This window comes from Pseudarthrobacter defluvii (assembly GCF_030816725.1).
GTDB lineage: Bacteria > Actinomycetota > Actinomycetes > Actinomycetales > Micrococcaceae > Arthrobacter > Arthrobacter defluvii_A.
In genome coordinates, this window is record NZ_JAUSYG010000001.1 from 2,607,261 (window position 1) to 2,620,967 (window position 13,707).

A 13,707-nucleotide genomic window follows, 5' to 3' on the forward strand; every position below is an offset into this window, starting at 1 on the left:
GCAGGCGCAGCACCGTTTGTCAGGAGCGTTATGGAGGCTGGCTACACTGGAGGCTGGTTCGCCAACAACACCAGGAGGAAAGTCTCTGTGACGGCTATTGGAAACTTCAGGCCCGCCGGCTTGGCCGCGCTTGCCGCGGCAGCGGTTCTGGCCCTGGCCGCCTGCAGCCAGACCCCGTCCGGGCAGGCAGAGCCATCCCAGTCCGCGTCCGTTGCTGCCACCCAGTCCAGCCTCACGGCCTCCCCCAGCCCTTCGGCGTCGCCCCATACCTCCGCCACTGTCGGCGCGGTCGTGGCGGGCTTTCCGCAACAGCTCCTCCCCCTCATGACGGGGGCGTCAGTGGTGTCCAGCAGCTTCGACAAAGCCTCTGCCCCCGCCACAGCCGCCCTGGTCGGGACTGTAACCGCCCCCACCGCCTCCGTCGTGGACTTTTATACGAAGGCGCTGGAAGGCCAGGGCTTCAAGGCCGTGCCCGGTGACAAGGTAGGCGGGGTGGCTTCAAAGGATTTCGTCCGCGGTGACAACGAAACTGTGAACCTTTCGGTGGTGGAGGCCGCAGGTGTTTCCACCTTCACCATCGGTGCCAACGTGGCAGCTGAGTCAGCCAAGTGACAGCGGCAGAGCAGCTACGGAATGAACAAGCCGACTTCGTGGCAGGGGTAGCCGGCGAGCTTACCGGCTTCCTGGCCGCACGGCAGTCCGTGATGTCCGGCATTTCCCCGGACATTGAACCGATTATGGGTTCAATCTCCAACCTGGTCACCGGCGGGAAGCGCCTCCGTGCCCTGATGTGCTACTGGGGCTGGCGGGGCGCCGGCGGGGAAGCCGGGGCCGGCCAGGTTGTCACGGCGGGGGCCGCGCTGGAGCTGTTCCAAGCTGCTGCCCTGATCCATGACGACATCATCGACCGCTCCGACACCCGGCGGGGCGGTCCCAGTGTCCACCGCCGCTTCAGCCAGCTGCACACGTCCCAGGGCTGGGCACTGGACAGCGAGCGGTTCGGCCAGGCCGCAGCCATCCTTGCCGGCGACCTCTGCCTGTCCTTCAGCGAGGAGGCCTTCACCGACATCGGTGAACGGGCGGCGGCGGGAAGCAGGGCACGGCTGATCTTCAACCTCATGCGCGCAGAGGTCATGGCCGGACAGTATCTGGACATCCTGGAAGAAGTGGCCGGTCCTGTCCGGGACCGGGCGGGAGCGGTCAGCAGGGCGCACTCCATCATCCGGTTCAAGAGCGCCAAGTACTCCACGGAGCACCCCCTGGCGCTCGGCGGAGCCCTGGCTGGAGCGTCGAATGAATTGCTTCGCGGCTACTCGGCATTCGCCCTTCCGCTTGGTGAAGCCTTCCAGCTCCGCGACGACGTCCTGGGCGTGTTTGGCGATCCGCTGACCACCGGCAAGCCGGCAGGGGACGATCTGCGTGAAGGAAAGCGCACTGTTTTGGTGGCGCTGGCCCTGGACCAGGCTTCCCCTGAAGAGTCCGCGTTCATTGACGCGCGCCTGGGCAGCCCCGATCTGTCCGAAGCTGACATCGTGGAGATCCGGCGCATCATCGAGGATTCGGGAGCATTGCAGGCCACCGAAGTCCTCATTGGTGAATTCGGTGCCGCGGCATTCGATGCCCTTGACGGGCTCCCCTTGGATGATCTGGCCAAGACTGCGCTGCGGAAGCTGACTGAAGCAACCGTCAGCCGAGCCTCCTGAAGCCGGGACCTACCAGGCCAGGGTTTGGGCCCTGCGCCTGATTTCGGTTTTGCGGCCTTCCCGCAACGCGTCAATGGGGCGCCCACGCAGTGACTCATCGGCCGTAAACAGCCAGACGATCAGGTCCTCATCCGAGTAGCCGGCATCTGCCAGGACCACAATGGTCCCCTTGAGGCTGTCCACCACCTGGCCGTCCTGGATGAATTCGGCGGGAACGGACCGGATGTTGCGTTCCCCGACCCGCAGTGCCGCCAGGGACTTTTCGTCAATCAGGCTGTGGACCTTGGTGATGGAGACATCTAATAAACGGGCGACATCGGGCAGTGGCAACCACTCGCCCACCAGGTTTTCTACATTACTCACGGATCAAGGTTGCCACGCAGCCCAGCCCGACGCCTAGTCGAGCCAACCCGTTCCGCCCCTGGCCTGCGGACACTCCCGAAAAGAAGGCATTGCGGGAGTTCATGAATTTCTTGTGCTAACGCGAAATTCGTGAGAGATTCACATTCATCACAGTTGTAACACTGATAACTTAAGTCACAGTAGTATCAAGATTGACAGCGGCATCCCCGCCCGCGTCCGCACCCGCAGTTGAGAAGAGGATTCCTTCCGATGACGATGTCCCGCTCGCCCAAGCAGCCCCCCAAACCGAGTCTGCCAATGATTGCCGCCACTACTGCGGCACTGCCAGCGGTCGTCCTGTCATCCCTGGCCCTTGCCCAGCCGGCCGCAGCGCAGCAGCCGGTGCGGAGCATCCCCAGCAGCCTCGCAGCAGCCATGAAGGCCCAGGCGGCCGCAAAGACGGCGGGGGCAGTTATCCCCGCTGCAGTCGTCTCAACCACCATTCCGGCAGCCTTCCAACCTGCACAGCCGGCGGCGCCTGCGGAGTACACGATCGTCCGTGGCGATACGGTCAGCGCCATCGCGGGCCGTTTCGGCCTGGACACCGGGGAAATCCTCAAGTTGAACAACCTGCAGGCCAACACCATCATCTACCCCGGCCAGAAGCTCAAGCTTTCCGGCTCGGCCGCGCCGGCGGCACCCGCACCCGCACCCGCCGCCGCTCCGGCGCCGGCACCTGCCGGCGGGGCAACCTACACGGTAAAGTCCGGCGATACGTTGGGCGCCATCGCCGCGAGGCACAACGTGGCCCTCTCTGATCTCTTCAACTGGAACAACCTCTCCATGCGTTCCATCATCTATCCGGGACAGAAAATCAAGGTGGGCGGCGGCTCCGCGCCCGCCCCGGCGGCCCCCGCGGCACCGGCACCTGCACCCGCGCTGGCAAACACCTCGGCTCCGGCGGCAGGCTCCTACACCATCAAGCCCGGCGATACACTCTCGGCGATCGCATCCCGGCACGGGGTGAAGTTGTCCGACCTGCTCTCCGCGAACAAGCTGGGCATGGCCTCCATTATTTACCCGGGCAGCAAACTGGTCATCCCTGGCGGCTCCGGCCAGCCGGCCCCGCAGCCCGCGGCAGCGCAGCCGTCCGCCGCTCCCCTGGTGCCCAGTTCCTTCCTGGGATTCAGCTACCCGGCCGCCGTGGTCAGTTCGGCGAATGAGAACAAGGCCCTGCTGAATGCTTCTCCCGTTCCCTCACGGGAGGAAATGAAGAACATCGTTGCCGATACGGCCCGCCGCATGGGAGTGGACACCTCCCTGGCCCTTGCTTTTGCCTTCCAGGAGTCCAGCTTCAACCAGCGGGCCGTGTCACCCGCCAACGCGATCGGCACCATGCAGGTCATTCCCAGCTCCGGCCAGTGGGCATCAGACCTCGTGGGACGGAAACTGAACCTGCTGGATCCGTACGACAATGCAGCGGCCGGCGTGGCCATCATCCGGCAGCTGCTGGCCACCAGCAAGGACCAGGACACAGCAATCGCCGGTTACTACCAGGGCCAGTACTCGGTGAGCAAGTACGGCCTGTACGACGACACCAAGGCATATGTTGCCGCGATCAGGGCACACCAGAAGAGCTTCCGCTGAGCTCCTGCCCCTGACCATTTCAGTGGCACGGGTCCGAACCGTTACCGGTTCGGACCCGTTTTCGTTTCGGCCGCGTTTTGCTGCGGGATTAGGATCGTAAGGTGCAGGAACACGTGTCAGACCCAGTTGCAGGGACGCTGGTGGACAACCGCTACGCCGTCACCTCCAGGCTTGCCCGTGGCGGAATGTCCACCGTCTATCTCGCAGTGGACCAGAGGCTGGACCGCGAAGTGGCACTGAAAGTGCTGCACCCCCACCTCGCTGCCGACGAGAACTTTTTGGACAGGCTGGGGCGGGAAGCCAAAGCCGCTGCCCGGCTGTCCCACCCCCACGTGGTGGGGGTCCTCGACCAGGGCCACGACGGCAACACGGCCTACCTCGTCATGGAGTACATCAAGGGCCATACGCTCAGGGATGTCATCCGGGACAGGGGCGCCCTCCCGCCCAGGCTCGCCCTGGCACTGATCGATCCGGTGGTGGAGGGGCTGGGCGCAGCGCACGCAGCCGGTTTCATCCACCGTGACGTGAAGCCAGAAAATGTCCTGATCGCCGATGACGGCAGGATCAAGATCGGCGACTTCGGCCTGGCACGCGCCGTCACCAGCTCAACGAGCACCGGTGCGTTGATCGGAACAGTGGCCTACATCTCGCCGGAACTGGTTCTGGGCAAACCCGCGGACGCTCGCAGCGATGTCTACTCCGTGGGGATCATGCTGTATGAAATGCTGACTGGCCGGCAGCCGTTCGAGGGTGAGGTGCCCATCCAGGTGGCCTACCAGCATGTCAACGGCGCTGTGGGTCCGCCGTCGGACCAGGTACCCGGGCTGGCCGGCGAGGTCGATGAACTGGTGCAGTGGTGTACTGCCAATGATCCCGAAAACCGGCCGGTGGACGGCAATGCGCTGCTCCAGGAGCTGCGGCATATCCGGACCCACCTCACGGATGCGGAGCTTGACCTGCAGCCCCCTGCAGCAGTGGCTTCCGCCTCCCAGCACCAGACCGAGGTCCTGGGGCGCGCCAGCAATCCCACCACCTTGCTGCCCCCTTCGCGGCCCGCCGCGCCCGCCTACCCGCCCGGGCACTCGGTGCGGGCGCAGGACCGGTCGGACGCAGGACAGGTTCCAGCCGCCCAGGTGGCCCACTATCAGCGGCCGGGTCTGGCGCTGCCCGACGACGACGATTCCGACGGCGGCTGGTCTCCCCCGCCGCCCCGGCTGGGGAAGCGGGCCCAGCGGCGCGCCGACAAGGAAGACGAGAAGCTGAGGGCCCTGGCCGCCGCAACGCCGGTGCGTACGCTCCGGGAGGGAAATCCACGCCGCCGCGGCGTCCTCTGGATCCTGGTCCTGATCGTCGCCGCGCTCCTGGCCACGGGCGCCGGATGGTTCTTCGGCATGGGTCCCGGTGCGGCAGCCGCGGTACCGGCGGTGGCCAACAAGACGGTAGCCCAGGCCCAGCAGGTGCTCAGCGGAGTTGGTTTCCGCTCAACAACGAGCGACGTGTTCGACGACGAGGTTCCCACCGGGCTGGTGGTGGGCAGTGAGCCCGCCGCGGGGACCCAGATCCGGAAGTTCCAGCCCGTCTCACTGCTGGTCTCGAAGGGTCCGCAGCTGTTCCCCCTGCCCACACTGAGCGGTGGCACGCTGGAGGAAGCGAAGGGCTCGCTGAACGCGGCGGAGATGGCGATGGGAACGGTGACCGAAAAGTTTGACGAGGATGCGGCGGCGGGCATCGTCCTGTCGCAGGACCCGGCAGCCGGCACCCCCGCCCGCCACGGCACCCCCGTGGCGATTGTTGTTTCCAAGGGTCCACAGCCCATCGCCGTTCCCTCAGTCATCGGGAAGTCCGAGGATGACGCCGTGGCGGCAGTCGAGGCAGCCGGGCTTACTGCCGAAGTGGCCCCGGACGAGGTGTTCGACCGGGACGTCCCGGCGGGCGACGTCGTCCGCCAGTCCCCTGCCAACGGGACACTGACCCGGGGCGGCACGGTCACGTTGACCATCTCCAAGGGCCCCAAGATGGTGAATGTCCCCAGCTACATCGGCAAGCAGGCCACCGAGGCACGCAAGGCGCTGGAGGCGCTGGGCTTCCAGGTCCGGGTAAACAACATCCTGGGCGGTTTCTTCGGAACCGTGCGGGACCAGTCACCGGTGGACCGGGAAGTCCCGGAGGGCTCGGTCGTCACCATCACCGTGGTGTAGGCAAGGTGGGCCGGCGCTGCCGGCCCACCTGAGCCGTATGGCTTTGTCCCTAGTGCCTGGCGAGGGCGCCGGCCACCAGGAAGGCCATTTCGAGCGACTGCATGTGGTTCAGCCTCGGATCGCAGACTGACTCGTAGCGGTCCAGGAACGCTTCCTGGTCAATCGGGTCCGCGCCGCCCAGGCATTCGGCAACGTCGTCGCCGGTCATTTCAACGTGCAGGCCGCCGGGTACCGTGCCCAGGCCGTGGTGCACCTCGAAGAAGCCCCGCACTTCGTCAATGACGTCGTCGAAATTGCGCGTCTTGTAGCCGTTGGGCGAGGTGACGGTGTTGCCGTGCATGGGGTCGGTAACCCACAGGACCTGTGCGCCGGAGGCAGTGACCTTTTCGACGACGGCGGGCAGCTTCCCGCGGATGTTTCCGGCGCCCATGCGGGTGATGAAAGTCAGGCGGCCGGGCTCGCGGTCCGGGTCCAGCTTGTCGATCAGGCGCAGGGCGTCGTCGCCGGTGGTGGACGGGCCGAGCTTGACCCCGATGGGGTTGCGCACCCGCGAGAGGAAGTCGACGTGCGCGTGGTCAAGTTCGCGGGTCCGCTCCCCGATCCACAGGAAGTGCGCGGAGGTGTCGTAGGGGAAACCGGTGCGGGAGTCGATGCGGGTCAGGGCACGTTCGTAATCCAGCAGCAGGGCCTCGTGGCTTGCGAAGAACTCGACGCGCTTGAGGGCTTCGAAGTCGGCGCCGCAGGAGTCCATGAACTTGATGGCACGGTCGATGTCCCGGGCCAGCGACTCGTAGCGGGCGTGCGCCGGGTTCTCGGTGAAGCCCTTGTTCCACTGGTGCACGGAGCGAAGGTCCGCGAAGCCGCCTTGGGTAAAGGCCCTGATGAGGTTCAGGGTGGAGGCGGACGTGTGGTACGCGCGGAGCATGCGGGCGGCGTCGTGGCCCCGTGACTCGGGGGTGAACTCGTAGCCGTTGACGATGTCGCCGCGGTAGGCGGGCAAGGTAACGCCGTCGCGGGTTTCGTCGTTGGAGGAGCGCGGCTTGGCGAACTGGCCTGCCATCCGGCCCATTTTGATGACGGGCATGGCCGCGCCGTAGGTGAGGACCACTGCCATCTGGAGGATGGTTTTGACGCGGGCACTGATCTTGTCCGCGGTGGCAGCCTCGAAGGTTTCTGCGCAGTCGCCGCCCTGCAGCAGGAACGCCTTGCCCTGGGCTGCAGCAGCAAGCCGCTCGCGGAGCACATCCACTTCGCCTGCGAATACCAGCGGCGGAAGGACGGACAATTCCTTTACGGAAGCTTCAAAAACATCCCGGTCCTGCCAGCTGGGCTGCTGGGAAATGGGAAGGTCCCGCCAGTTGTCGAGTCCGGGATAGTTGGCCGCTCCGCTCTGGGCGGTACTGGACAGCGAAAAGGCGGGTTTTGCAGATAGCTCAGTCACCCTCTAAGACTAACGGCAGGGCGGCACCGGAGGGCACCGGGCCGTCACGCTGCCGCGTCTCCCCGTCACAACTGGGGTGCGTCCTCTTCGAAGGTTCGGTTATCCGGCGGCTGTGGTGCCGGCGTCGTCCTCTGCGCCATCATGCCCGGCGGTCGGACTGCCGGGCATGCCGTCCTGTACAAATCCGCCCCCGTCAGCCACCGGGGCCGCCAGGGGCTCCGCTGCGGCCCGTGGTTCCCCGGGCTTGCCGACGAGCCGAAGCTTCACCACGGCCGCGTATTCGTCCACGTACTCTTGCCCGGAAAGCCGCAGCAGGCTGGACATGATCTCATCGGCGACCTTGCGCTGGACCGCCCGGTCCTCTGCCTGCTCCGGGTACTGGCTGAAGTCAAGGGGTTCACCGAAGATCATGCCGATCCTGCGGATGTTGGGCAGCCGTTTGCCGATGGGCTGGACTTTGTCGGTGCCGATCATGGCAACGGGAATCACCGGGACCCCGGCCTGCAGCGCCAGCCTGGCCACACCCACCTTGCCGCGGTACAACCGCCCGTCGGGGCTCCGCGTACCCTCCGGGTAGATGCCCAGCAGGCCGCCTGCGTTGAGTACTTCCATTCCTGCATTCAACGACGCCGCGGAGGCCGCGCCTCCGGACCTGTCCATGGGCAATTGGTTGGTGAGGCGGAAGAACGCGGCCGTCAGCCTGCCCTTGATGCCCGTGCCCGTAAAGTATTCCGACTTTGCCAGGAAGACCACGGGCCGGTGCACCATGAGCGGCATAAAAATGGAATCGGAAAAAGACAGGTGGTTGGAAGCGATGATGGCAGCTCCCTGCGCCGGGATGTTGTCCAGGCCTTTGACCCAGGGCCGGAAAAGCAGCTTGATCACCGGACCGAGGAAGATCCTTTTCATGACCCAATAGAACACGTGGCGAACCTCTCCGGAAGGCGGCTTCCAGTCCCCGCGTCGGGCCTGGCCAGCGATTCAATGCAACCCTACTCTAGTGAGATTTGGGTGGAACAGTGACACGATGGAGTCATGACTGAAAGCAGCCTTCCGCCCCGTCCGGCCGCTTTCAGCTATCCAGGCCACGGCCCCAACGCCCGCATCGGCGTCGCCCTGTGCCACGGGTTTACGGGCAGCCCGCTGAGCATCATGCCGTGGGCGCAGCACCTGGCGGACCTGGGGTACGCAGTGACCGTCCCCCTGCTCCCGGGCCACGGGACGGACTGGCGCCAGCTTGCGTTGACCGGCTGGAAGGACTGGTACCGCAGCTACGAAAAGGCCTTCCTCGACCTTGCCGGCCGGACGGACGCGTGTTTCACCGCGGGCCTGTCGATGGGCGGTGCCATCGCACTGCTCGCGGCAGCCCGTTATCCAGTGGCGGGGGTCAGCGTGGTCAACCCGGGTCTGAGCTTCTACGACTGGCGGGTGCGGATCATCGGCCTCCTTAAGTACGTCCAGCGCACCACCGTCCCCCTCCAGGAGGACCAGACCAACGCCCCTGCAACGGATGACGGCGACTACTCGCTGACTCCACTGTCTGCCGTGCACGAGCTTAAGAAGCTGTTCGCCGCCGCCGTACGCGGCCTGCCCAGGGTGGATGCCCCGGTCCAGGTCTTCAAGTCACGCACCGATGGCGTGGTCCCGCCCACATCAATGGCGCTGCTGCGGAAAGGACTGGGCGCGAACCTGGCGGAAGTGATGGACCTTGCCAGCAGCGGACATGTGGCTACTCTGGACGTTGACGCGCCTGCGATCTTCGCCAGGTCGGGCGAATTTTTCGCCGCACACGCCCGCCGCACCACTTCCTTGGAGACGCCATGACCTCCGGTCCGGACCACAGCCCGTTCAGCAGCGCCTTCAGCGGCGAAGGACCCCGCACGGGAGTAGTGCTGTCCCACGGGTTTACGGGCAGCCCGCATGGCCTGCGCGCCTGGGCCACGGCCTTCGCCGCGGCCGGCTTCGCCGTCCGGATGCCGCTGCTGCCCGGGCACGGGACCACCTGGCAGGACCTGGCACGCACCCGCTGGCAGCAATGGCACGGCGCCCTGGATGATGCCTTCCTGGAACTGGACGCCGAGTGCGACCAGGTCTTCGCAGCCGGCCTGAGCATGGGCGGTGCACTGGCCCTGCGCGTTGCCGCCACCCGCCCGGTGGCCGGAGTGCTGCTGGTGAACCCCGGGCTGGTGATTGACGATCCGCGGGCACCGCTGGCCGGAATTCTCAAGCTGGTGCTGAAGAGCACCCCGTCCATCGGCAACGACATCCTCAAGGCGGGTGTGGACGAAGGCGCCTACGCCCGCACCCCCGTGGCCGCTGCCCATGAACTTAACAAGATGTTCAAGGACACGGTCCGGCTGCTTCCCCGGGTCACAGCGCCCGTCCAGGTTTACCGTTCCGCCGTGGACCACGTGGTGTCCGACTCCAGCATGGACGTCCTTCGGCGCGGGCTGGAGCATGCTCCCCTGGAAGTGGTCCGGCTCGAAAACAGCTACCACGTCGCCACGCTGGACAACGACGCCGACCGGATCTTCGAGGGGTCGGTGGACTTTATCCGGCGGGTGCTGCAGGAAACGCCGGCCAGCCCTGCGGGTTCAGGACAGGAGGTCCACCGTGAACAGGCCTGACTCGGAACAGCCCGACCAGGGCGCCAACCAGGACGACGCCGTATGGCTGGACCTGGTGGCCCGGCTGGAATCAGACACGGTGGCGACACGCCCCGATTCCCCCGGCACGGAACAACGACCGGCCGCGGGGGCGGAAGCGGCTCCGGAAACACCGACGCGGGCCTCCTTCGGCGACTTCGATCCCTTGGGCCTGGCGGGACGGCCGCCTGCCGAACCGTCGGCGGCGCAACGCCAGGCGGAGGCGGGAGGGCAGGACAGCCACGGTGCGGCAGGGTCCACGGAGGGCCCCAGGGATTATGAGGTGGACGACGGCGACGAAGAGTTCGTGCCGGAGGAGCCACCCAGCCTGGCCGGCACGGAGCCGCTGACCATGCTGGCCTGGCTCGGGGCCGTGGGGGGCCCGGTGGCGCTGCTCTTGTCGGCCATGTTCTGGCGCTCGGCGCCCCTGCTTGCCATCGTGGGCATCGTTGCCGCGTTCGTCCTGGGGACGGTGTACCTGATCATGAAGCTGCCGCAGGAAAAGAACGGGGACGACGACGGCGCCAGAGTGTAACACACCCGGCGGCCCGCCGTCGTCGTTAACTGCCCTGGTCGTTAACTGCGGACGCGGCTGCTGACGCGCGAAAGGTCCGCCGCACCGATGAGGCCCGCGTTGGGGCCCAGTGCCGCGAGCTCGATTCCCGCAGCGGGGCGGAACCCCCGGCCCGTCAGGTTCCGGGCGAAGGCCTTGCGGGCCGGCTCAACCAGCAGGTCACCCGCTGAGCACAGGCCGCCGCCGATCACGAAGAGGCCCGGGTCCAGGGCCGCTGCCAGGTTGGCCAGCCCAAGCCCCAGCCACTCCCCGACTTCCTCGATCAGTTCGCGCGAGGCCCGGTCGCCGGCCAGTGCCAGGTCGGTCACGATGGCTCCCGTGATGGCTTCCGGATGTCCGCCCACGGCTGCCAGCAGGTCTTGGGCCACCGGGGAATTGGACCGGGCCAGGAGCCTTGCTTCACGGCCCAGGGCGTTGCCCGACGCGTACTGTTCCCAGCATCCGCGGTTGCCGCATTCACACCGGTGCCCGCCCGGCATGATGATCTGGTGGCCGAACTCCCCTGCCACGCCGAACCGGCCGCGCTCCACCCTGCCGTCCATCACCATGGCGCCGCCGATGCCGGTCCCAAGGGTGATGCACACCAGCCGGTCCTCCCCCTGGCCCGCGCCGAAGCGCCACTCAGCCCACGCTGCTGCATCGGCGTCGTTGGTCAGGAGCACCGGGCGGCGAAGGAGCCGCTGGAGGTTTTCACGCAGCGGCTCGTTGCGCCAGGCCAGGTGCGGGCTGAAAAGAACGGTTCCGCCGGCCAGGTCCATCCACCCGGCGGCACCGATGCCCACCGACCAGATGCGGTGGCCCCGGCTGAGTTCCTCCACCAGTTCCACGATGACCTGTTCCACTGCGCGTGGATCCGTTCCGGGGGTGGAGCGGCGGGCCTCGCTGAGGATCCTTCCTTCAGCGTCCACCACTCCCGCGGCCACCTTGGTACCGCCGATATCTATCCCGATAGCCAGTCCCTTGCGGCCCAGGCGAAGGTGTCCGCCCGTACCGCCATGGAGCTGCCCGGCCCGGTAGGAAGCGGGACGGCGGCGCCAGGGGGCTGGTCTTTTCAGGGGGCCGGCCTGATCGCCGGGCAACGGTCCGTACATAGTCCACCATTCTAGGCGGGCGGCAGGATTGTCTTGACATATAACCCCGCACGCGGCGTCCATTGACGACTAAGTTACTCGCCAGTAGGTTTATGTACTGCACGGTTCCGCCGGGGGTACTAGTCTTTAGGCAACCCCCTGCGCGGGACTTCAGATATCAAAGGAGCTATAGTGCGCGAATTCAGTGTTCCGCCCCTGGTTGTTGTCCCACCGGAAACCAACATCACCGACCTGGTGTTGCGGCAGGCGGCCAAGCCGGGCAACCCGGCACTGTTTTCCCGCCTGGACGCGGCAGGTGCCTGGCGCGACGTGCCCGCCACCGAGTTCCTCGCTGACGTCACGGCGCTGGCCAAGGGCCTGATCGCCAGCGGAGTGGGCGCCGGGGACCGCGTTGGCATCATGTCCCGCACCCGTTACGAATGGTCCCTCGTTGACTTCTCCATCTGGTTTGCCGGCGCCGTGTCAGTGCCGATTTATGAGACCTCCTCCCCCTCCCAGGTTGCCTGGAACCTGGGGGACTTGGGCGCCGTGGCCGCTTTCGGCGAGTCCGCCCACCATGAGAACGTCATCCGCCAAGCCGTTACCGCCGAGGGGCTCACCGCGGTCCAGCACGTGTGGCAGCTCGAGGGCCAGGGCCTGGACACCCTCCGCGAGGCGGGCCGCGGTGTCAGCGACGAAGAACTGGAGTCCCGCCGCAGCGCCGCCGGCCTCCGCGATGTGGCCACCATTATCTATACCTCCGGAACCACAGGACGCCCCAAGGGCTGCGAACTCACGCACGGCAACTTCGTGGAGCTCTCGGACAACGCCCTGGCCATCATCGGCGAGATTGTCCACGAGAACGCCAAGACCATCATGTTCCTGCCGCTGGCCCACGTGTTCGCCCGCTTCATCTCGGTCCTGGCCATGGCCGCAGGAACCACCGTGGCCCACACCCCCGACATCAAGAATCTCCTTGCCGACCTTCAAAGCTACGAACCGACATTCATCCTGGCGGTGCCCCGGGTCTTCGAGAAGGTTTACAACTCCGCGCTGACCAAGGCCGAGGACGGCGGCAAGGGTGCCATCTTCCACCGGGCTGCCGAAACCGCCATTGCCTACTCGAAGGCCCGGCAGGACGGACGGGTGGGGCTGGGCCTGAAGTTGCGGCACGCACTGTTCGACAAGCTGGTCTACGGCAAGCTGCGTGCGGCGATGGGCGGACATGTGGCACACGCAGTGTCCGGCGGCGGCCCCCTGGGCGAGCGGCTGGGGCACTTCTTCCAGGGCATCGGCCTGCAGGTGCTGGAGGGATACGGCCTCACCGAGACCACCGCACCCATCACCGTGAACACCCCGTCGCGGATCAAGATCGGCTCGGTGGGCAAACCGTTGCCCGGCAACGCCGTCAAGATTGCCGACGACGGCGAGATCCTGGCCAAGGGCGTCTGCGTCATGCAGGGCTACTACAAGCGGGACGACCTTACCGGGGAAGCCTTCACGGACGGCTGGTTCCACACCGGGGACATCGGCCGGCTGGATGACGAGGGTTTCGTCTGGATCACCGGCCGCAAGAAGGAAATCATCGTCACCGCAGGCGGCAAGAACGTCATCCCCGCCCTGCTCGAAGACCAGATCCGGGCTGATGCCCTGGTGTCACAGGTGCTGGTTGTGGGCGACAACCGGCCCTTCATCGGGGCCCTGGTAACCCTTGACCAGGAAGCCCTTCCGGGCTGGCTCCAGCGCCACGGGCTGCCCGCGGACACCACGCTGGAGCAGGCCGCCGCCAATCCGGTGGTGAAGGCAGCAGTGCAGGATCTCATCACCGCGGCAAACACCTCCGTTTCCCAGGCCGAGGCCATCAAGTCCTTCCGCATCGTGCCGGCCGACTTTACCGAAGCCTCCGGCCACCTCACCCCCTCCATGAAGGTGAAGCGGGCGCAGGTGATGAAGGACTTCGAAACAGTCATCGAGGAAATGTACTCAGCACCGCGCTCCTGAGGCCCATGACAGCGAAAGGGACCGCCCGCCACGGGAGGTCCCTTTCGTTGTTTCACTGACATCGCCACTGCGGTTTGGAGCCGGGT

General features: G+C 66.3%; 12 protein-coding genes. 8 read left to right on the top strand and 4 right to left on the bottom strand.

All coding sequences use genetic code 11. From position 1 onward, the window contains the following. Positions 1-87 precede the first annotated feature (87 nt). Both QF031_RS12260 and QF031_RS12265 read left to right on the top strand, forming a co-directional pair. Positions 88-612 carry a hypothetical protein gene (locus QF031_RS12260; RefSeq protein ID WP_307428301.1) on the top strand — a complete coding sequence of 175 codons (525 nt, stop codon included), beginning with the start codon at positions 88-90 and terminating at the stop codon, positions 610-612. Beyond that, positions 609-1,703, top strand: a complete 1,095-nt coding sequence (locus QF031_RS12265; protein ID WP_307428304.1) for a polyprenyl synthetase family protein — start codon at positions 609-611, stop codon at positions 1,701-1,703. Before QF031_RS12260 ends, QF031_RS12265 begins: the two co-directional genes overlap by 4 nt. Before the next feature lie 9 nt (positions 1,704-1,712). Here QF031_RS12265 and QF031_RS12270 read toward each other — a convergent pair whose 3' ends face one another. Further along, positions 1,713-2,066, bottom strand: a complete 354-nt coding sequence (locus QF031_RS12270; protein ID WP_307428307.1) for an Rv2175c family DNA-binding protein — start codon at positions 2,064-2,066, stop codon at positions 1,713-1,715. 249 nt (positions 2,067-2,315) lie between these two features. Here QF031_RS12270 and QF031_RS12275 point away from each other — a divergent pair, with 249 nt between their 5' ends. Continuing rightward, complete coding sequence (locus QF031_RS12275) at positions 2,316-3,692, top strand: lytic transglycosylase domain-containing protein (protein ID WP_307428310.1); 1,377 nt, start codon at positions 2,316-2,318, stop codon at positions 3,690-3,692. Positions 3,693-3,793: 101 nt separating this feature from the next. Further along, positions 3,794-5,890 (top strand): Stk1 family PASTA domain-containing Ser/Thr kinase, encoded by a 2,097-nt coding sequence (pknB, locus tag QF031_RS12280; protein ID WP_307428314.1) that lies wholly within the window; start codon positions 3,794-3,796, stop codon positions 5,888-5,890. A 49-nt stretch (positions 5,891-5,939) separates the two neighbouring features. Here pknB and QF031_RS12285 read toward each other — a convergent pair whose 3' ends face one another. Both QF031_RS12285 and QF031_RS12290 read right to left on the bottom strand, forming a co-directional pair. Further along, positions 5,940-7,331: a class II 3-deoxy-7-phosphoheptulonate synthase gene (locus QF031_RS12285; protein ID WP_307428317.1), complete on the bottom strand. Its 1,392-nt coding sequence runs from the start codon at positions 7,329-7,331 to the stop codon at positions 5,940-5,942. 99 nt (positions 7,332-7,430) lie between these two features. Continuing rightward, entirely contained in the window at positions 7,431-8,255 is an 825-nt protein-coding gene (locus QF031_RS12290) for a lysophospholipid acyltransferase family protein (protein WP_307428320.1), read from the bottom strand. 111 nt (positions 8,256-8,366) lie between these two features. On the opposite strand from QF031_RS12290, the gene QF031_RS12295 reads away from it, so the two are divergent. From QF031_RS12295 to QF031_RS12305, 3 genes are read left to right on the top strand one after another with little or no spacing between them, the layout of a single operon-like run. Further along, positions 8,367-9,155: an alpha/beta hydrolase gene (locus QF031_RS12295; RefSeq protein WP_307428322.1), complete on the top strand. Its 789-nt coding sequence runs from the start codon at positions 8,367-8,369 to the stop codon at positions 9,153-9,155. After that, a complete protein-coding gene (locus tag QF031_RS12300) occupies positions 9,152-9,958 on the top strand; it encodes an alpha/beta hydrolase (RefSeq protein ID WP_307428325.1) in 807 nt (268 codons plus the stop codon). The genes QF031_RS12295 and QF031_RS12300 overlap by 4 nt, the downstream gene beginning before the upstream one ends. After that, on the top strand, positions 9,945-10,511 hold the full coding sequence (locus QF031_RS12305; RefSeq protein WP_307428328.1) for a hypothetical protein: 567 nt from the start codon (positions 9,945-9,947) through the stop codon (positions 10,509-10,511). Before QF031_RS12300 ends, QF031_RS12305 begins: the two co-directional genes overlap by 14 nt. Positions 10,512-10,552: 41 nt before the next feature. Here the strand turns inward: QF031_RS12305 and QF031_RS12310 are convergent, their stop codons facing one another. Continuing rightward, the gene (locus QF031_RS12310; protein WP_307428331.1) at positions 10,553-11,641 is read right to left on the bottom strand and encodes an ROK family glucokinase; all 1,089 of its coding nucleotides are present in this window, start codon (positions 11,639-11,641) and stop codon (positions 10,553-10,555) included. Between the two features lie 171 nt (positions 11,642-11,812). Between QF031_RS12310 and QF031_RS12315 the strand changes: the two genes are divergently transcribed. Next, positions 11,813-13,621, top strand: a complete 1,809-nt coding sequence (locus QF031_RS12315) for an AMP-dependent synthetase/ligase (RefSeq protein WP_307428333.1) — start codon at positions 11,813-11,815, stop codon at positions 13,619-13,621. Positions 13,622-13,707 lie beyond the last annotated feature (86 nt).

Excerpts from the sequence above, each read along its gene's own strand:
- QF031_RS12275 (WP_307428310.1), top strand. The coding sequence starts at position 2,316 with ATGACGATGTCCCGCTCGCCCAAGCAGCCCCCCAAACCGAGTCTGCCA.
- QF031_RS12295 (WP_307428322.1), top strand. The coding sequence starts at position 8,367 with ATGACTGAAAGCAGCCTTCCGCCCCGTCCGGCCGCTTTCAGCTATCCA.
- QF031_RS12300 (WP_307428325.1), top strand. The coding sequence starts at position 9,152 with ATGACCTCCGGTCCGGACCACAGCCCGTTCAGCAGCGCCTTCAGCGGC.
- QF031_RS12310 (WP_307428331.1), bottom strand. The coding sequence starts at position 11,641 with ATGTACGGACCGTTGCCCGGCGATCAGGCCGGCCCCCTGAAAAGACCA.